The following is a 17,228-nucleotide window of genomic DNA, read 5'->3' on the forward strand; positions in this document are numbered from 1 at the left end:
CGATCACTCCGTCAGTGAGGGCGCAGTTTTGGCGCGCGCAGCCAGTTTGAGGCTGGAGCCACGCAGGCCTACTTCGTCTGCCAGGATGTGAACCGCTTCCATCAGGAAAATATCTTTGTCATTTTTGCGGGCTTTTTCATCGGCCAGCTCGGTAGCCAGGTTGCGTTCATTGGCCTGCAAGCCATCGTCGCGCAGGAGCGGGTCACTGACCGCATCTTTTTGAGCACCCTTGCCGCTGTCCGTCGCAGGTTTGCGGGCTGCCAGCCTGGCTTCCAGGGTGGCCCGCTCTTTGCGCCGCTCAGCCTCGTTGAGTGAAACTTCGTTGCGTTTTCTCTGCGCATTAAATTGGGCAATGTCTTCCAGAAGGTACTGGAAGTCTTTGTCGTTTTTGATGCGTTCATCGTGCTGGGCCACCAGGGCGGGGAACAGGCGTTTTAAATCGGCTTTGGGGGTGTAGCTGGCAGCTTTGATCTGCGTCCAGGCCAGCGCATTGTCAAAGCTGGATTCACCAAACTCACCCGCATCAAAGCTTGATGGAAAGCTGATGTCTGGCGTGACACCGCGCAATTGGGTTGTGCCGCCATTGATGCGGAAAAACTGCGCAATGGTCATTTTGAGTTCGCCAAATTGCGGTTTTTTGTTATCAACCATACGATCCAGGTCAACCATGGTTTGAACGGTACCTTTACCAAAACTGGGTTCGCCAATGATCATGCCGCGACCATAATCCTGTATGGCTGCGGCAAAAATCTCGGAGGCAGAGGCCGATGACCGGTTGATCAAAACCCCCAATGGGCCATTCCAGACAGCATTCGCCTGGGTGGACTGTTCCAGCTCCACACGCCCATTGGCGTTACGCACTTGCACCACCGGGCCTTTGCCGATGAACAAACCGGTGAGACTCACCGCCTCGGTCAATGAGCCGCCGCCGTTGTTGCGCAAGTCCACCAGAATGCTGTCAACTTTTTTGCTTTTCAGCTCCTCAATCTGCAGGGCAACATCTCTGGAAGCGCTCTTGTAGGCCGTGTCACCGCGTTGTTTGGCCGCAAAATCCTCATAAAAAGATGGCAGCGTGATCACACCGATTTTGCGGGTGAGCTTGCCGTCTGGCACCTCTTGCACCGATGACTTGGCCTCCTGCTCTTTCAGGCTGATGGGCTTGCGCACCAGCGTGACCAGTTTGTGTTTGCCGTCTGGCCCTGCGCCTGCAGGCAGCACATCGAGCCGCACCACCGTATCCAGCGCACCACGAATCATGGCCACCGAATCATCCAGCCGGTTGCCCATGATGTCGATCATGGGGCCACTTTCGCCTTGGGCCACACCCAGAATCCGGTCCCCCATGCTCAGTTGCCCCGACAGGCTGGCTGGCCCGCCTGGCACCAGTTCACGGATCGTCGTGTAATCGTCCAGCTCCGTCAGAATGGCACCAATACCCACCAGAGACAGGCTCATGGAGATGTCAAAGTCCGCCGCAGCCCGCGGAGCCATGTAATTGGTGTGCGGCTCTATCGCCATGGTGTAGGCGTTCATGTAAGTCTGAAAAGCGTCCTCGTTGTTGATACGCGCCATACGTTTGAGCATGGTGGCATAACGCTTGTCGAGTACCTCAATAACACTTTTGTCATCCTTGCCAGCCAGTCGCAGCCGCAACCAATCACTCTTGACCCGTTTTCGCCACAGCTCACGCACCTCGGCTTCATCCTTGGGCCAGGCTTGTTTCTGGCGGGAAAACTGGTAACTTTCGGACTTCTGAAAATCAAAACCCGTTTTGAGCAGTGTTCGTGCGTAAGTCAACCGTTCAGTGGCCCGTTTGATATACAGGTTAAAGATGGCAAACGGGGCACTCAGGTCGTCTTTGACCATGTCCGAGCCCAGCTTGGTTCGCCGCTTGGCGAGTTGATCGATATCAGACTGGACAAAAAAAGTCTTCTCTGGATCAAGTGTCTTGAGGTATTGGTCAAATATCCGGCCAGACAAGGCTTCATCCAGCGGCATGGCCTTGTAGTGGTAACGCGAGAGCAATGCTGCCGCCACGTGGGCCGCCCTTGCCTCCTGGGCCTGGGGTGCCAGGGCTACGGGAGTTGTCTGATTAACAACGGCCGATACACCTTGCACCGCCGTGATGAAGGCAAAGGCCAACCCCAATAATTTCAATTTCATCCGCTATTGCTCTCTTTAGATTGCAGGAAGTACGCCCATCGTCGCATCCAAAAAGGGCCATTGTGGCGGTAATTGCCACCACATGAATCTGACGCACGGCAAAGACCGGATACCGTACCTTCCAATTTTGAGCCAAGTTACCAGCACGGTGACAACACCGGAACCCGCTCACCCACCACCAACACCGGGTTAGTGGCGGTTGTCTTCTGCCCGACGGCTTCTTGAGCGCTGAACCAGCAGCGCAATCAACATGATGGCAGCCGCCGAGCCAGCGATGGCCGCTGAACCCGCCAACATATCAGCCAGCCCATCTACCGCCTGAACACTGACCTGCTGAACGTAATTGACCAGGGTAATGACATCGTCTGGTTGCACGTTTTGCACATCTTCCGCCCGAACGTGAATGTCGGGCCAGCCACTGCGAAACCGGATGGAGGCAAAAATACCATTGGCAATGGCCATCAACGAGAGCACCCCCAGGGGTTTGAGCAGGTGCTCCAGCAAGCGGCTTCGCTCAGCGGGTGGGGCAATCTCATAAACCTGCCCCACCAGTTGGGCAATCGAGGCTTCGGTCTCCTGATGGTTGGCAGGCATTGAGGAAGCTTGGGGGTATGTATTCATCTTATTTCTCTCCTTTTCTTCAGTTCTACATGGCCTTCACAAGACGGCTGCGCACAGCACTGGTAAAAAAAAGCGTCAAGGCATCTGGTAGAGCCGTCAGGATAAACCCGCCAACACCCTCCATTTGTGACAATTTGCTAAAGAAATGCAACAGTATGTAAATGCGGCAGGGCAATGACCGCTCATTTTCAGAGGTTTTTTAAACGTTTTCGACCTCTAGAGCCTATCCATAAAGCGCCAGAAGCTATCAAATATATAGCATTTGATAGAGCGTTCTTTTGACACCATGTATGTTGACAGCCCAGCCCTCAGGCGGCAAGCGGCTGCAAAAAACCATCACACCGCTTCAATCTGCCGGGAGTTCAATCCGCTGAACCACGCCTTCTTGGGCACCAATAAACGCATCGAGAGTATTAAACAGGTTTTCAAGCATGTCCTTGCCCAAAGCCTCTTCCATCAACAAGTACTGCGCATCAATGAGCGGTGCCATCTTGCTGATCAACTGGTCACCCTGGGTGGCCAAACGCACAGAGACCCGCCGCAGATCACCTTCCACGCGACTGCGCTGAATCAATTGCAAGTCTTCCATACGCGACAGCATGCCTGCCATGCTGGCACTGTGAAACTGGCACTGGTCACAAATCTCATGGGGTTCAAGCTGTCCATACTCGTCCAGCAGCCGCAGGATTCGCCACTGTTGCTCGGTCAGTCCAAAGTGATTCAGGATCGGCCGAAAGTGCCCCATGAGACATTCGCGGGCTTTTAAGAGGCGTTGCGGCAAATTGTGGTGGCTAACCCGAGGTTTTGCCTGGGAAGTCATGGCGCGCCCCAGAACACTAATACATTAGCGATTAAAATGACTAGCATGTTAGTAATTAAGCCTGTAATCCCAAGAGGACATCGTAGATGATCGTCCGAGACCGCCCTTCTGGACTCAAGATGTTCCTGCTTCTGCGGGGGTCTATCCTGCCAAGGATTCTGCCATCCTTGGTGGCGACCACGCTCATTGCCATCCTGGTGACCGTATCCCACGGTGACCTGTTTGCACTCAAGATCACGCTGACCACCATTCCCTTCAGCCTGATCGGACTGCCGATTGCCATTTTTCTGGGGTTTCGCAACACAGCAGCCTACGACCGGTTTTGGGAGGGGCGCAAGCTGTGGGGCGAGGTGCTGCTGCGCAGCCGAAGCTTGTCGCGTCAATGCCGCAGCCTGATCGCCGGGGAGAAACCTGTCACGATCCATCTGGGCTTGACCGATGTGCGGGTACGCATGGTTCTTCGCGCCATTGCCTTCGCCCACGCGCTGCGACATCTGCTGCGCGATGAGACACCAATGCCGGAATATCAGGGGCTGCTTGTGTCGTCCGAGCTAGAAGGGCTGTGCCTGGCCGCCAATCAACCTGACTATTTGATGCAAAGAATGGGCGAAGACCTGGAGCTTTGCCTGCGTGAAAAGCGGCTTGACCCATGCTTGGCCAGTGCCATTGATGCCACGCTGTCTGCCATGACTTCCGCTGCCGCCAGCTGTGAACGCATCAAAAGCACGCCGATTCCCTTCTCGTACACCTTGCTGCTGCACCGCACCGCCTATTTGTACTGCTTTCTGCTGCCCTTTGGGCTGGTGGACTCGATTGGTTTCATGACCCCTTTTGTCGTCACCATCGTGGCCTACACCTTCTTTGGCCTGGATGCCTTGGGTGATGAAATCGAGGAACCCTTTGGCGTGGATGCCAACGACCTGCCCCTCAACGCCATTTGCCGCACCATTGAAATCAATTTGCTGGAATCCCTGGGCTGCGAAGACCTGCCCAAGCCACTGCTTCCTATGAACTATTGCCTGACTTGAGACAACCCACCCCCCTGAAAGCAAACCAACGATGCAGAACCAACTTCAAGACCGAATCCGACTCCCCGCACTGCGTGAACGTGTGACCACAGCCGAAGCCGCCGCGCAGTGGATCCAGGATGGCATGACCATTGGCATGAGTGGCTTCACCCGTGCCGGTGATGCCAAAGTCGTCCCCATGGCCCTGGCCAAACGCGCCAGCACCGAAGACCTGAAGATCACCCTGATGACCGGTGCCTCGCTGGGCAGTGATGTGGACAAAACCCTGACCGAGGCTGGTGTGCTGGCGCGCCGCTTGCCCTTCCAGGCCGACCCGGTGCTGCGTGCGGCCATCAACCGCGGCGACGTGATGTTTGTCGACCAACACCTGTCTGAAACCGTGGAGCTGCTGCGCACCCGGCAAATGGCACCGATTGACATCGCCGTCATTGAAGCGGTGGCCATCACCGAAACCGGTGCCTTGATTCCCACCACTTCGGTGGGCAACAGCGCCAGCTTTGCGATTCTGGCCGACAAGGTGATCGTCGAAATCAACCTGACCCAATCGTTGGAGTTGGAAGGCCTGCACGACATCTTCATCCCCAAACACCGCCCGCAACGCGAACCCATGCCGCTGATGTCGGTGCAAGATCGCATTGGCACCAGCGTGATCGAGATTCCCCCTGAAAAGATCGTGGCCATCGTCATCACCGAAAAGCTCGACAGCGCGTCCAACATCCTCCCGGCCGATCACGAAACCGCTGCCATTGCCGCGCACCTGGTGGATTTCTTCAAGAACGAAGTGACGCAAGGCCGTCTGACCAAGAGCCTGCTGCCGATGCAAGCCGGTATTGGCACCATCGCCAACGCGGTCATGCAAGGCTTCATTAACAGCCCGTTCGAGCACCTGACCATGTATTCCGAGGTGTTGCAGGATTCCACCTTTGACCTGTTTGATGCCGGCAAGCTCGACTTTGCGTCAGGCTCATCCATCACCCTGTCACCGCAGAAAAGCCGGGAAGTGTTTGGCAACATCGGCAAGTACAAAGACCGCCTGGTGTTGCGTCCGCAAGAGGTCAGCAACCACCCTGAACTGATCCGCCGCCTGGGCATCATTGCCATCAACACCGCGCTGGAAGCCGACATCTACGGCAACGTCAACTCCACCCACGTGATGGGCACGCACATGATGAACGGCATTGGTGGCTCGGGTGACTTTGCACGCAATGCCTACCTTTCGGTTTTTGCCACCAAAGCCACCGCCAAAAATGGCCTGATCTCCAGCATCGTCCCCATGGTTTCGCACGTGGATCACACCGAACACGACGTGGACATCATCGTCACCGAAGTCGGCCTGGCCGATTTACGCGGCTTGGCCCCACGCGAACGTGCCCAAGTCATCATCAACCGCTGCGTGGCCGAGCCCTACCGCGCCATGCTCAACGACTATGTGGAACGCGCCAACCAAGGCGGTGGACAAACACCCCATGTGCTGCAAGAGGCGTTTTCCTGGCATCAGAAGTTCCGTGAGACCGGGTCCATGTTGCCCGTGAATGCCCAAGCTGAGCACAAAGTTCCCGAAAAGGAAGAAGCGCTGGCGATGGTCTAACTTGCCAGCGGCACGTTCACCAACGTGCCACAACGGGTTGAATCTGCGAGTATTTTAAGTCTCTAGCGCTTATGGAATAAGCGCTAGAAGCTATATTAAATATAGCAATCATGGGCAAAACTTCAAGTGTGATTGCCGTGTAAGAGGGAAGGTACCCACGACCACCCATCGTCACGGCTTAAACAGCCGAGCGGGTACACGATCAAGCAGGTGGGCAGTACAACACCCATCAGCACCACACCCCATACGCCACTCGGCGTATTTCCCAAACCTCTGTGCTTCCCTAAAGTCACCCCATCGCCGCTTGAAAGCCTGAAGTGAACCCCAGGCCCACACCCGGCGACAACGGTTTCATCAACTTTGGAGTAGCACACATGTCATCTTTGAATTCACGTCGTTTTACCCTCAAGGCGCTTACCGCCGCCGTCGCGCTCGGCACCCTGTCGGCACTGCCGGTTCAGGCCGCTGACACCATCAAGGTCGGTGTTTTGCACAGCCTGTCTGGCACCATGGCCATTTCTGAAACCGTGTTGAAAGACACCGTGCTGATGGCCATTGAAGACATCAATGCCCACGGTGGCGTGCTTGGCAAACAACTCGAACCGGTGGTGGTCGACCCGGCCTCCAACTGGCCACTTTTTGCTGAAAAGACCAAGCAGTTGCTCGGTCAGGACAAGGTTTCCGTCATCTTCGGTTGCTGGACTTCGGTGAGCCGCAAGTCGGTGCTGCCCGTGGTGGAAGAAATGAACGGCTTGCTGTTCTACCCAGTGCAGTATGAAGGTGAAGAACTCTCCAAAAACGTGTTCTACACCGGCGCGGCTCCCAACCAGCAAGCGATTCCCGCCGTGGACTATTTGATGAGCAAAGACGGCGGCGCGGCCAAGCGCTGGGTCTTGCTGGGCACGGACTACGTCTACCCCCGCACCACCAACAAAATCCTGCGCGCCTACCTGAAATCCAAGGGCGTGGCGGACAAGGACATTGACGAAAAATACACCCCATTTGGCCACTCAGATTACCAAACCATCGTGGCTGACATCAAGAAGTTCAGCGCCGGTGGCAAGACCGCCGTGGTGTCCACCATCAATGGTGACTCCAACGTGCCGTTCTACAAGGAACTCGGCAACGCCGGCCTGAAGGCCAAAGACGTACCGGTGGTGGCCTTCAGCGTGGGTGAAGAAGAGTTGCGCGGTGTGGACACCAAGCCGCTGGTCGGCCATCTGGCCGCCTGGAACTACTTCATGAGCATCAAGAACCCGACCAACACCGCGTTCATCAAACAGTGGAGTGACTACGCCAAGGCCAAGAAATTACCCAACGCCGACAAACCTCTGACCAACGACCCTATGGAAGCCACCTGGATCGGCATTCACATGTGGAAGCAAGCCGTTGAAAAAGCCAAGAGCACCGATACCGACAAGGTGATTGCCGCCATGGCTGGCCAAAAGTTCAAGGCACCCAGCGGCATCATGTCTGAAATGGACATGAAAAACCACCACCTGCACAAGAGTGTTTTTATTGGTGAAGTCAAGGCTGACGGCCAGTTCAACGTGGTCTGGAAAACACCTGGCCCGGTGAAGGCCAAGCCATGGTCACCCTACATTGAAGGCAATGCAGGCAAGCCTGACGAACCCACCAAAAAATAAGCTTTAAGTCTGTCACATGTAGTTGTCGTTGCGGGCCTGGCCCGCAACGACACACCACGAAAGATGCCTTTGAGTCTGAAGAAATTGCAGCGTGGGCACTGACCACCGTACCCACCCTACAGGTTCTGATCATGTTCAAAAGACTATTTCTAATTGCTACACTTTTAATATCTACCAGCGTTTATTCCATAAGCGTTGAAGAGGTAAAAGCCATCACATTAGGTGAAACCGATGCACGCATTGCGGCACTCGGCAAAGCCATGCAAACCGCAGATGACAAAACCGCAACTTTTTTGCAAGCCTTGTCTGACGATGCGGTCAAGATCGCAGGAGACAAGGTGTTTGTGGTCAAGGACGACAAGGCCTTTGATGCCGTTACCGGCACGGAACTGGCTCTGCCCGACGATGCCGAAGATGTGATCAACAACAACCGCATGCGTGGTGAAATTGATTCGGCACTGGCTGCACTCAAACTCTTTTCCAAAGACGACACGGTACGCGCTGCCGCCGTGAAACAACTGCAAAGTGATGCCGATGAAACCAAGCTGCCCCTGATTGAGAAAGCCTTGGTGACCGAACAAAATCCCGGCATCCAAGAGCAGTTGGGTATGGTGCGCGCGGCAGCCCTGTTGAACAGCACCGACAAAGCCAAACGCCTGGAAGCCGCCAAGTTGCTGGCCACCAGCGGCCAGGCCAACACCAAAACCATGTTGCTGGCACGGCTGGCGCAAGAACCAGACAGAGAAGTCAAGGCCGCCCTGGGTGCAGCGCTGCGCCAGGTGGAATCTGCGCTGGCCTGGGGCGACAAACTGGGCGCACTGTTCAGCGGCATCAGTCTGGGCTCGATCCTGCTGCTGGTGGCCCTCGGCCTGGCCATCACCTACGGGCTGATGGGTGTGATCAACATGGCACACGGCGAGCTGATGATGATTGGCGCTTACGCCACCTATGTGGTGCAGGGCCTGTTTCAAAAATACCTGCCCGGCGCGTTTGACTGGTATTTGCTGGCTGCCGTGCCGGTAGCATTCATGGCCTCCGCCTTGATGGGTGCGGCGCTGGAGCGCTCGGTGATTCGTTTTCTCTATGGCCGCCCGCTGGAAACCCTGCTGGCCACCTGGGGCATCAGCCTGATGCTGATGCAGTTGGTGCGCAGCCTGTTTGGCGCACAAAACGTAGGGGTGGAAAACCCGTCGTGGATGAGTGGTGGCGTGCAGGTGCTGGGTAACTTGTCGCTGCCGTTCAACCGGCTGGTGATCATCGGCTTTGCCCTCTTTGTGCTGGTGGCCGTGTCGTGGCTGATCAGTAAAACGCGCCTGGGGCTGTTTGTGCGCGGGGTCACACAAAACCGCCCGATTGCCTCGTGTATGGGGGTCAACACGGCGCGGATTGACACCTACGCCTTCGCCCTGGGTTCCGGCATTGCGGGCTTGGCCGGATGTGCTCTGAGCCAGGTCGGCAACGTGGGGCCGGATCTGGGCCAAGGCTACATCGTGGATGCTTTCATGGTGGTGGTGCTGGGTGGTGTCGGCCAGTTGGCAGGCACGGTGTACGCCGCTTTGGGTCTGGGTATCCTGAACAAGTTTCTGGAGGGGCTGACCGGTGCGGTATTGGCCAAGATTGCGGTGCTGGTATTCATCATCATCTTTATTCAAAAACGACCCCAAGGCATTTTTGCCATGAAAGGCCGCTCGGCAGAGGCATGATCATGAACACAAGTTTGACCCCTGTTTCCTTACCCGCCCCGGCACCCTTGCTCAGTCGCACGGGCTGGGCCGCTTTTTTGCTCGCGTTGATGGTGGTCTGTGCGGTGGCCCCGGTGCTGAATTTGCTGGTACCTGAGGGCAGCCTGTTCCATCTGAGTGACTACGGCGTGGGCTTGCTCGGGCGCATCATGTGTTACGCCATTTGTGCGCTGGCCATGGATTTGATCTGGGGTTACACCGGCATCCTGAGCCTGGGGCATGGTTTGTTTTTTGCTCTGGGCGGCTATGCCATGGGTATGTATCTGATGCGCCAGATTGGACTGGACGGTAATTACAAAAGCGCTTTACCCGACTTCATGGTGTTTCTGGACTGGAAGACCTTGCCCTGGCACTGGACGTTTTCTGACAGCTTTGTCGCCACCCTGTTTCTGATCATTGCGGTGCCGGGTCTGGTAGCGTTTGTGTTTGGCTACTTTGCCTTTCGCTCACGTATCAAAGGGGTGTACTTTTCCATCATCACCCAGGCCATGACCTTTGCGGCCATGCTGCTGTTCTTTCGTAATGAGACCGGGTTTGGCGGCAACAACGGCTTTACCGACTTCAAGCGAATTCTGAACATTCCGATTGCCACACCCAACATGCGTATGACCTTGTTTGTCATGACCGGTGTGACCTTGCTCGGCTTTTTCCTGCTGGCACGCTGGCTGATCAACAGCAAGTTTGGCCGGGTGCTGCAAGCCGTGCGGGATGCCGAAACACGGGTCATGTTCAGCGGCTACAACCCGCTGGGCTACAAACTCACCATCTGGACGATCTCGGCCATGATGTGTGGTGTGGCCGGAGCACTGTATGTGCCGCAAGTAGGCATCATCAACCCCAGTGAAATGAGCCCGGCCAATTCCATTGAGATTGCCATCTGGGCCGCCGTGGGAGGCCGCGCCACGCTGATCGGGCCAATTCTGGGCGCGTTCATCGTCAGTGGGGCCAAGAGCTGGCTCACCGTGGCCTACCCCGAGTTCTGGCTGTATTTTTTGGGAGCCCTGTTCATTGGGGTCACGCTGTTCCTGCCCGACGGTGTGGTGGGTTTGGTCAAAAAGCTGAAAGGTGGTGCGAAATGACCCCCGAACTGATGGAGCAAAACGCCCGCCATGCCGAGCAGTACCGCGCGGCCCACCCAGGCCAAAGCGGCAGCACCGAGTCGGGTGGCCGCGAAGCCGCGTTCTCACACCTGGCCGTGCCCGGCGAAGTGGACACCACCCATGGCCGCATTCTGTACCTGGAAGACGTGAACGTGAGTTTTGACGGCTTCAAAGCCATCAACCAACTCAGCCTGGACATTGCCCCCGGTGAGTTACGCTGCATCATCGGCCCCAACGGTGCGGGCAAAACCACCATGATGGACATCATCACCGGCAAAACCCGCCCGGATTCTGGGCAGGTGTTTTTTGGCAGCACCATCGACCTGCTGCGCTACAAAGAATCTGAAATCGCCCAGATGGGCATTGGCCGCAAATTCCAGAAACCCACGGTGTTTGAGCAGCTCACCGTGTTTGAAAACCTGGAACTGGCTTTGAAAACCAACAAGGCTGTCACCGCGTCGATGTTGTTCAAGCTGGATTCAACGCAGAGCGACCGGCTGGCCGAGGTGATACACACCATCCATCTGGCGGACAGCGTGTCGCGTCAGGCCGGTTACCTCAGCCACGGGCAGAAGCAGTGGCTGGAGATTGGCATGCTGCTGATGCAAGACCCCAAGTTGTTGCTGCTTGATGAACCCGTGGCGGGCATGACCGATGAGGAAACCGAGCGCACGGCAGAGCTGTTTTTGTCTCTGAAAGGCAAACATTCGCTGATGGTGGTGGAGCATGACATGAGCTTCATCAACACCATCTCGGACATCGTCACGGTGTTGTGCGACGGCTCTGTTTTGGCGCAGGGCACGCTGGCGCAGGTGCAGGCGGATGAGCGGGTGATTGAGGTGTATCTTGGAAGATAAGTTTGTAGGCCGGGTATTCGCCCCGGCGGGCGACTCACTTTCTTTCGCTTCGCCGAAAGAAAGTAAGCAAAGAAAGGGCGACCCTGCTGTCTGCGTCCCTTCGCTTCGCTACGGGCAACCTGCGGTGCTCGCTGCAGGTGGGGGCCCGCTCGAACTCGGCTATCGCCTCAAACAATCGCGTGCCCTGATCCACCTGCAACTGCGCTCCTCGGCGCCTATAGAAGGGACTCAAGTCCCCGTGCTCGTGGCGCTGCGCACCACATTGCACCGGGGTGCGTGGCATCCCCCGCGCTGCAATGCCCGGCGCAGCCGGGCGAGCAGTGCTGACTCCTATGCCGTGGTGCGTCGGCGAGTAGCGCAGGGCTGGGCGGATCAGGGCTCGCGATTGTCTGAGCGAAGCGAGTTCGAGCGAGACCCCGCCCAGACCGAGCAACGCAGCGAACCGGCACGCAGTGACGGCAGCGCATTCGGCTCGCCTTCTCTTTGCTTACTTTCTCTTGGCGAAGCAAAGAAAAGTGCCTCGCCCGCCGGGGCGAGACCCGGCCAACAGCCGCATCAAAAGCCATAAAAAAGGATAAACACAGATGCTGAACGTCAAAAACATCAACCAATACTACGGCGGCTCCCACATCCTGCGCGACGTGAACCTGCAAGCCACTTTAGGCCAAGTCACCGTCATCCTGGGCCGCAACGGCGTTGGCAAAACCACCTTGCTCAAAAGCCTGATGGGCTTGGTGCCGATCAAGACCGGTAGCATCGAGTTCGATGGCAAGTCAATCCAGAACGCCACGCCTTATGAGCGAGCCAGAGCCGGTATCGGCTTCGTGCCCCAAGGCCGCGAGATTTTTGCCAGATTGACCGTCGAAGAAAACCTGCGCATGGGCCTGGCCTACAAGCCTGCCCGCACGCCGATTCCGCCTGAGCTGTTTGAGTTGTTCCCGGTGTTGAAACAAATGCTGCACCGCCGTGGCGGCGACCTGTCCGGCGGTCAGCAGCAGCAACTGGCCATCGCCCGGGCTCTGGCTGCAGGGCCCAAACTGCTGATGCTGGACGAGCCCACCGAAGGTATCCAGCCCAGCATCATCAAGGACATTGGCCGTGTCATCCGCATGTTGGCCGACCGTGGTGACATGGCCATTGTGCTGGTCGAGCAGTACTACGACTTCGCCCAAGAGCTGGCCGACAACTACGTGGTGATGGAGCGCGGAGCCGTCAAAGCCCAAGGCTTGGGTTCAGCCATGGAAGCGAATGGCGTGCGGCAGATGGTGGCGATTTGAAGACGATCTCATTGCGCCACCATCACACGATTGCGCCCTCCTGACTTGGCACGGTAAAGCGCCTGATCGGCACTTCTGAACAGCGCATCAGACGTTACGCCATGACCCGGATAGGTGGCGATGCCGACCGACAACGTGACCTGAATCCGAAAATCACCAAACGTGATGACGGTTTTTTCAAAGGTCTTTCGGTACAGTTCGGCTCGCTCCTGGGCAACCACTTGTTGCATACCGGGTAACAGCAACAAAAACTCCTCACCACCATATCGGCAGGCAATGTCTGTGGCGCGTGTTTGCAACATCATGGCCAGATGTTTCAACACTTCGTCACCCGCTTGATGACCATAGGTGTCGTTAATTTGCTTGAAATGATCGATGTCCATCAGGATCAGGCTCAATGCTTGCCCGTCGCGTTGGCAACGCGCAAGCTCACGTGCCATGGTGGAGTCAAGGTAACGCCGGTTGTAAAGACCGGTCAGCGCATCACGGTTGGCCTGCTCACGTAGCCTGATCTGCAAGGCATGGATTTCGTCAAGCTGCTGTTTGAGGATCAGATTGGCGGATTGCAAGGCTTGCTCACTCGAACGCAATCGCACACGCGTTTCCTGCAGCTTCAGTGTGCGCGTGTGAGCACCACTGGCAACCACCATCAGGTACAAAAATATGCAAGCAATATTGAAAGCCGTGACCGGGCCACTGGTATGCAGCGACACATGCAAGCCTGTGGTGGCCACCACCATCGACACACCTGTAGCCATGACGGCCAAGGCGATCAACACCCCCTTGAGTCCACGAAACATGGCAAGATTGATGGTTGAAGCCACGACCAGAATGAAGGTGATCCACAGCGGGAACTCCAGCACGGCAGCCCATACACCCAGCATCAAGGTATCCAGCAGCATATGGTTCAGCTCGGTGCGTCCGGCATCGCTGGCACGTTTTGCGCGCCAGTACAACACATGGGGGTAAACCAGAAACTGCAGCGCGAAAAACGACCACACCATCACGCTGTAATCTTTGCTCGCCATGTGTGCGCCGAGCGCCACAAACAGCAAGGCGAAAAATACAGACCGATTCCGGTAGTTCATCTGGACAATCCAGCTGCCTGGTTTAACTTCTGTAAGGGACATGGTTCGCTGTTAAAAAAGATGTGTTGCCAATGTACCGACAGGTGAAGTCAGGCCTGAAACTCAAATCGCTGCTCATTCACTTCTGCGCCCCACTGCGTGCCATGCTGTTGGAACACCAGGCGAAAGCCAAATTTTTCATAAAGATGCCGTGCAGCATCAAGCCCCTCAAAAGTCCACAGATAAGCCCGGTGGTACTGCTTTGACCGACAAAACTCCATTGCTGAAGCAAGCAGTGTTGACCCAACTCCTGTTCCACGCATTCTTTCCGAGGTGATGAACCAGCGAAGATGCGCCCCACCCTGCCCGGCGTGGGAACCGTCAATGGCAATTGATCCCTCTATTTGGCCGTCTTGCAGCACCAGCCAAAGCCCGTCCCGCTCACTGTCATACCGTTCGCAAAACTCGGCAAGCTCTCGCGCCACCTTGCTCTCAAAGGGCAAACCAAAACCAACAAGTTCGCTGTAATAACGGGCATGAAGCTCTGCAATTCTGCCGATGGAACCAGGTAAATAGTCCTTGTGAAGGCTTGGGGTCATGATGAATGCCTGCCCGGCTACACAGGGAGGTTCGTGCAAACCATTCCTCAGTCCCCAGCGCGGCAAACCTGAATATCGCTTTGCCCTTGCTGCCAACAGGGGCTGGATACTGCCTTGTCAAGCGACGGAATACCGTCCATGCTGATGCGGGTTGCCACGATGCTGAAACCGGTCACACCTTGCGGTGTGAGCTGCAGGCGCAGCACCCAGGCTTGGCGTTGGCGGTGGTTGTCGGTTTCTTTCATGACAAAGTTGCCCACGCTGTAAATGATGGGTTTGCCTTTGTAGAGCTCAATGTCTTGTGTCACATGCGGGTGGCCGCCAATCACGGCATCGGCTCCGGCATCCACCATCAGGCGTGCCAGTTGGTGCTGGCGGGGATTGGCCACCAGCTCATTTTCCCAACCCCAGTGCATCACAGGAATCACCAGATCCGCGTGGTAAAAACTCCGGGCTTTTTGAATATCAGCCACCACTTGTTCATCTTCGCTCCAGGCCACACCGGGGGCGTTGAAATCGGCCTCAAAACTGCGCGGCATGAACTCGTTGTAACCCAGCACAGCAACGCGCAGGCCTTTGCGCTCAAACATCTGGGGGGTGTGAGCCTCGGTCAGGTTGTGCCCACCGCCAAAATAGCCCAGCTTGGCCTTTGGCAGCAGTTCCAGCATTTCAGCAAAGGCCTCACGCCCAAAATCGCCTGAATGGTTGTTGGCCAATGCCAGGGCATCAAAGTGGCGTTGGAGCACCGGCAACACTTGGGGATGGGCACGGAAGGTGTAATTCTTGTCACCCGCAGAGCCGGTGGTAGCCACCACACATTCCAGATTGCCCAGACGAATGTCGGCTTGTTGAAAGACATTTTCAAAATCGGCAAAGGGATCGCCCCCTTGGCGGATCATGTCGCCAGCGGTGTCGTCCAGGACAATGTCACCGGCAAACACCAGGGTAACCGGCAGGGTGGGTTCAGCGGCCAGTACCAGCGCACTGGTCAGCCACAAAAGCAGGGTCAGGCTGTGTTGCAGCATCGTTTTCATGGTTGCTCCCCCTGCAGGGTGCAGCTGTAGATCAATTCCCGGCCCACCGGTCCAGCATAAAGGCGCTGTGTACCGGTCAACGGGGTGGAAGGGGAAGTGGTTTTGAAAGGGGGTAGAAAAATGGCTTCCTGAATCAGCAAGGGTTGCGTGCGGGTGTCCAGGTAGGCGTAAAGCTTGATGTAATCCACCCGTGCCGCATGCCCCACCATCACGGCTTTGAACCAGAAGCGCCCGCCAATGTCCACACTGGGCACGGTGTATGGATCGTTGACCGCCAGAGTTTCCAGCACTTGGGTGCTGCCCGCGTAGGTGACATCACAGCGCAGCAGTGCATCGGCCGAAACCATGGGTGAATACATACAAGCTCCCAAAACCAGGGTAGCCGTCGTCATACGGAGTAAAAATTTCATGGCACCGATTTTGCAGGACACTTGCGTTGCATCTGTTAAAAAATGAGAAAAGAGGCAGGATGCTCATAACCGTACAACAACAGCATCCAGATTCAGTGCCTTGATCTTTCTGGCAGCTTCACCCGCTTGGTTCAAACCGGCAAATGGACCCACCCGAACCCGGATCAGCTCCCCTTTGACACCATGTACACGCTGGTTGATGACTGGCAAACGCGCATTGCGAAGCTTGTCCTGTACGCGCTGCGCATTGGTGGCGTTCGCAAACAAACCTACATTGACATAAAAATGTCCCACACTGGCCGGCTTGGATGGAAGTCTCTTTGGTGACGAGACCGACAGAACAGATACAGATGCCACCGTAACAGGTGCAGACACTTCGCTGGCCGGTACCGATGCCGTGGTCACTGGTGCGGATGCCCTACGAACAGGTTCAGATGGCATGCGGGCAGGTACAGATGCTGCCAGACTCGGCGCTGAGGCGACCGGTTGTGGCATCGATACCGCAGGCACCGGGTCGCTAGGCAGGGTGCCCAACGCAACGCTTTGAAGGGGCGAGGATGCAACATTCAGCGGCGGAAAGGCACTTGGCAGGGGTGCTGACGCTGGAGCCTCTTGCACACGCGCTGTGGCGGATGAGGCTGTTGTTTCAGTTTCAGATGAATATCGCGTCAAAAGCGGCATACACGGTGGCAACACCACGCACAACAGCGCCAAATTTCCGACCAAAATTCGGATGAAACGCTGACGCGAGCTGCTTTGACCCACCAAAAGCTTGCAAGCCTGCTCCAGTTTGGCAGAAGCCACAATAGCCGCCTCCAGATTTTTTCGCGTTGCACGGTAAAAAAGGGCATTGCCCCCGATACCCGGCAAAACAAACAGCAAAACTAGACCACTCAACCCGACAAGAAGCTCAGCCAGCTCAGACCAATTCAACACCAAGCGACCCAAGCCCAGAGTAAGGAGTGGAAGGAACACCAGCACCGCCAGATATCCCAGTGCATAGCCCCGCAACCCCCGGAACACCAGCCAATTGAAGGTACACAGGCTGGCGGCCCAGTTCCATGACAGACCTGCGCGCCCTGAGGCTTCAAAACGGGTGAAGATCGGTAGATAAAAGTCGGTGTTGATGGGCCCGATGGCTGCTCTGAACAGCATCGTGATCGTGGGTTCGGGCTGGCGAGCCTGCGTCTGGGGTGGGGGCATAAACCGGGTGAAGTTTTCAGGCAAACATGCGATCCATCGTTTTGATTGGGCGACAGATCATACCTGTGCAGTC

General features: G+C 56.3%; 15 protein-coding genes. 7 read left to right on the top strand and 8 right to left on the bottom strand.

The features are described from left to right. Window positions 1-3: 3 nt before the first annotated feature. The 3 genes from LDN84_RS14955 to hpaR form a co-directional block, all read right to left on the bottom strand. A complete protein-coding gene (locus tag LDN84_RS14955) occupies window positions 4-2,163 on the bottom strand; it encodes a carboxy terminal-processing peptidase (protein WP_223904235.1) in 2,160 nt (719 codons plus the stop codon). A gap of 189 nt (window positions 2,164-2,352) precedes the next feature. Then, window positions 2,353-2,757, bottom strand: a complete 405-nt coding sequence (locus LDN84_RS14960) for a hypothetical protein (RefSeq protein ID WP_223904236.1) — start codon at window positions 2,755-2,757, stop codon at window positions 2,353-2,355. A 373-nt stretch (window positions 2,758-3,130) separates the two neighbouring features. After that, a complete protein-coding gene (gene hpaR / locus LDN84_RS14965; RefSeq protein WP_223904237.1) occupies window positions 3,131-3,604 on the bottom strand; it encodes a homoprotocatechuate degradation operon regulator HpaR in 474 nt (157 codons plus the stop codon). Between the two features lie 86 nt (window positions 3,605-3,690). Between hpaR and LDN84_RS14970 the strand changes: the two genes are divergently transcribed. From LDN84_RS14970 to urtE, 7 genes are all read left to right on the top strand, one after another. Further along, window positions 3,691-4,632 (top strand): bestrophin family protein, encoded by a 942-nt coding sequence (locus tag LDN84_RS14970; protein WP_223904238.1) that lies wholly within the window; start codon window positions 3,691-3,693, stop codon window positions 4,630-4,632. Window positions 4,633-4,663: 31 nt separating this feature from the next. Next, window positions 4,664-6,220: a succinyl-CoA:acetate CoA-transferase ScpC gene (gene scpC, locus LDN84_RS14975; protein WP_223904239.1), complete on the top strand. Its 1,557-nt coding sequence runs from the start codon at window positions 4,664-4,666 to the stop codon at window positions 6,218-6,220. 374 nt (window positions 6,221-6,594) lie between these two features. After that, window positions 6,595-7,866, top strand: coding sequence for an urea ABC transporter substrate-binding protein (gene urtA / locus LDN84_RS14980; RefSeq protein ID WP_223904240.1), 1,272 nt, complete (start codon window positions 6,595-6,597; stop codon window positions 7,864-7,866). A 131-nt stretch (window positions 7,867-7,997) separates the two neighbouring features. Beyond that, window positions 7,998-9,569 carry an urea ABC transporter permease subunit UrtB gene (urtB, locus tag LDN84_RS14985; RefSeq protein WP_223904241.1) on the top strand — a complete coding sequence of 524 codons (1,572 nt, stop codon included), beginning with the start codon at window positions 7,998-8,000 and terminating at the stop codon, window positions 9,567-9,569. 2 nt (window positions 9,570-9,571) lie between these two features. Continuing rightward, window positions 9,572-10,687 carry an urea ABC transporter permease subunit UrtC gene (urtC, locus tag LDN84_RS14990; protein WP_223904242.1) on the top strand — a complete coding sequence of 372 codons (1,116 nt, stop codon included), beginning with the start codon at window positions 9,572-9,574 and terminating at the stop codon, window positions 10,685-10,687. Further along, a complete protein-coding gene (gene urtD, locus LDN84_RS14995) occupies window positions 10,684-11,565 on the top strand; it encodes an urea ABC transporter ATP-binding protein UrtD (protein ID WP_223904243.1) in 882 nt (293 codons plus the stop codon). Before urtC ends, urtD begins: the two co-directional genes overlap by 4 nt. A gap of 584 nt (window positions 11,566-12,149) precedes the next feature. Then, window positions 12,150-12,842 carry an urea ABC transporter ATP-binding subunit UrtE gene (gene urtE / locus LDN84_RS15000; protein ID WP_223904244.1) on the top strand — a complete coding sequence of 231 codons (693 nt, stop codon included), beginning with the start codon at window positions 12,150-12,152 and terminating at the stop codon, window positions 12,840-12,842. A gap of 8 nt (window positions 12,843-12,850) precedes the next feature. Here the strand turns inward: urtE and LDN84_RS15005 are convergent, their stop codons facing one another. The 5 genes from LDN84_RS15005 to LDN84_RS15025 all read right to left on the bottom strand — a co-directional run bounded on the left by LDN84_RS15005 (window position 12,851) and on the right by LDN84_RS15025 (window position 17,155). After that, complete coding sequence (locus tag LDN84_RS15005; protein ID WP_223904245.1) at window positions 12,851-13,972, bottom strand: sensor domain-containing diguanylate cyclase; 1,122 nt, start codon at window positions 13,970-13,972, stop codon at window positions 12,851-12,853. A gap of 47 nt (window positions 13,973-14,019) precedes the next feature. Beyond that, window positions 14,020-14,508 (bottom strand): GNAT family N-acetyltransferase, encoded by a 489-nt coding sequence (locus LDN84_RS15010; protein ID WP_223904246.1) that lies wholly within the window; start codon window positions 14,506-14,508, stop codon window positions 14,020-14,022. A gap of 47 nt (window positions 14,509-14,555) precedes the next feature. Next, window positions 14,556-15,542: a CapA family protein gene (locus LDN84_RS15015; protein WP_223904247.1), complete on the bottom strand. Its 987-nt coding sequence runs from the start codon at window positions 15,540-15,542 to the stop codon at window positions 14,556-14,558. Next, a complete protein-coding gene (locus tag LDN84_RS15020) occupies window positions 15,539-15,952 on the bottom strand; it encodes a hypothetical protein (RefSeq protein ID WP_223904248.1) in 414 nt (137 codons plus the stop codon). The genes LDN84_RS15015 and LDN84_RS15020 overlap by 4 nt, the downstream gene beginning before the upstream one ends. 63 nt (window positions 15,953-16,015) lie before the next feature. Continuing rightward, the gene (locus tag LDN84_RS15025; protein WP_223904249.1) at window positions 16,016-17,155 is read right to left on the bottom strand and encodes an SPOR domain-containing protein; all 1,140 of its coding nucleotides are present in this window, start codon (window positions 17,153-17,155) and stop codon (window positions 16,016-16,018) included. Between the last annotated feature and the right edge of the window lie 73 nt (window positions 17,156-17,228).

Source organism: Rhodoferax lithotrophicus (assembly GCF_019973615.1).
Taxonomy (GTDB): domain Bacteria; phylum Pseudomonadota; class Gammaproteobacteria; order Burkholderiales; family Burkholderiaceae_C; genus Rhodoferax; species Rhodoferax lithotrophicus.

Bases quoted from the DNA above. Each gene is read 5' to 3' on its own strand.
- LDN84_RS14955 (WP_223904235.1), bottom strand. From the start codon at position 2,163: ATGAAATTGAAATTATTGGGGTTGGCCTTTGCCTTCATCACGGCGGTG.
- LDN84_RS14960 (WP_223904236.1), bottom strand. From the start codon at position 2,757: ATGCCTGCCAACCATCAGGAGACCGAAGCCTCGATTGCCCAACTGGTG.
- hpaR (WP_223904237.1), bottom strand. From the start codon at position 3,604: ATGACTTCCCAGGCAAAACCTCGGGTTAGCCACCACAATTTGCCGCAA.
- LDN84_RS14970 (WP_223904238.1), top strand. From the start codon at position 3,691: ATGATCGTCCGAGACCGCCCTTCTGGACTCAAGATGTTCCTGCTTCTG.
- scpC (WP_223904239.1), top strand. From the start codon at position 4,664: ATGCAGAACCAACTTCAAGACCGAATCCGACTCCCCGCACTGCGTGAA.
- urtA (WP_223904240.1), top strand. From the start codon at position 6,595: ATGTCATCTTTGAATTCACGTCGTTTTACCCTCAAGGCGCTTACCGCC.
- urtB (WP_223904241.1), top strand. From the start codon at position 7,998: ATGTTCAAAAGACTATTTCTAATTGCTACACTTTTAATATCTACCAGC.
- urtC (WP_223904242.1), top strand. From the start codon at position 9,572: ATGAACACAAGTTTGACCCCTGTTTCCTTACCCGCCCCGGCACCCTTG.
- urtD (WP_223904243.1), top strand. From the start codon at position 10,684: ATGACCCCCGAACTGATGGAGCAAAACGCCCGCCATGCCGAGCAGTAC.
- urtE (WP_223904244.1), top strand. From the start codon at position 12,150: ATGCTGAACGTCAAAAACATCAACCAATACTACGGCGGCTCCCACATC.
- LDN84_RS15005 (WP_223904245.1), bottom strand. From the start codon at position 13,972: ATGTCCCTTACAGAAGTTAAACCAGGCAGCTGGATTGTCCAGATGAAC.
- LDN84_RS15010 (WP_223904246.1), bottom strand. From the start codon at position 14,508: ATGACCCCAAGCCTTCACAAGGACTATTTACCTGGTTCCATCGGCAGA.
- LDN84_RS15015 (WP_223904247.1), bottom strand. From the start codon at position 15,542: ATGAAAACGATGCTGCAACACAGCCTGACCCTGCTTTTGTGGCTGACC.
- LDN84_RS15020 (WP_223904248.1), bottom strand. From the start codon at position 15,952: ATGAAATTTTTACTCCGTATGACGACGGCTACCCTGGTTTTGGGAGCT.
- LDN84_RS15025 (WP_223904249.1), bottom strand. From the start codon at position 17,155: ATGCCCCCACCCCAGACGCAGGCTCGCCAGCCCGAACCCACGATCACG.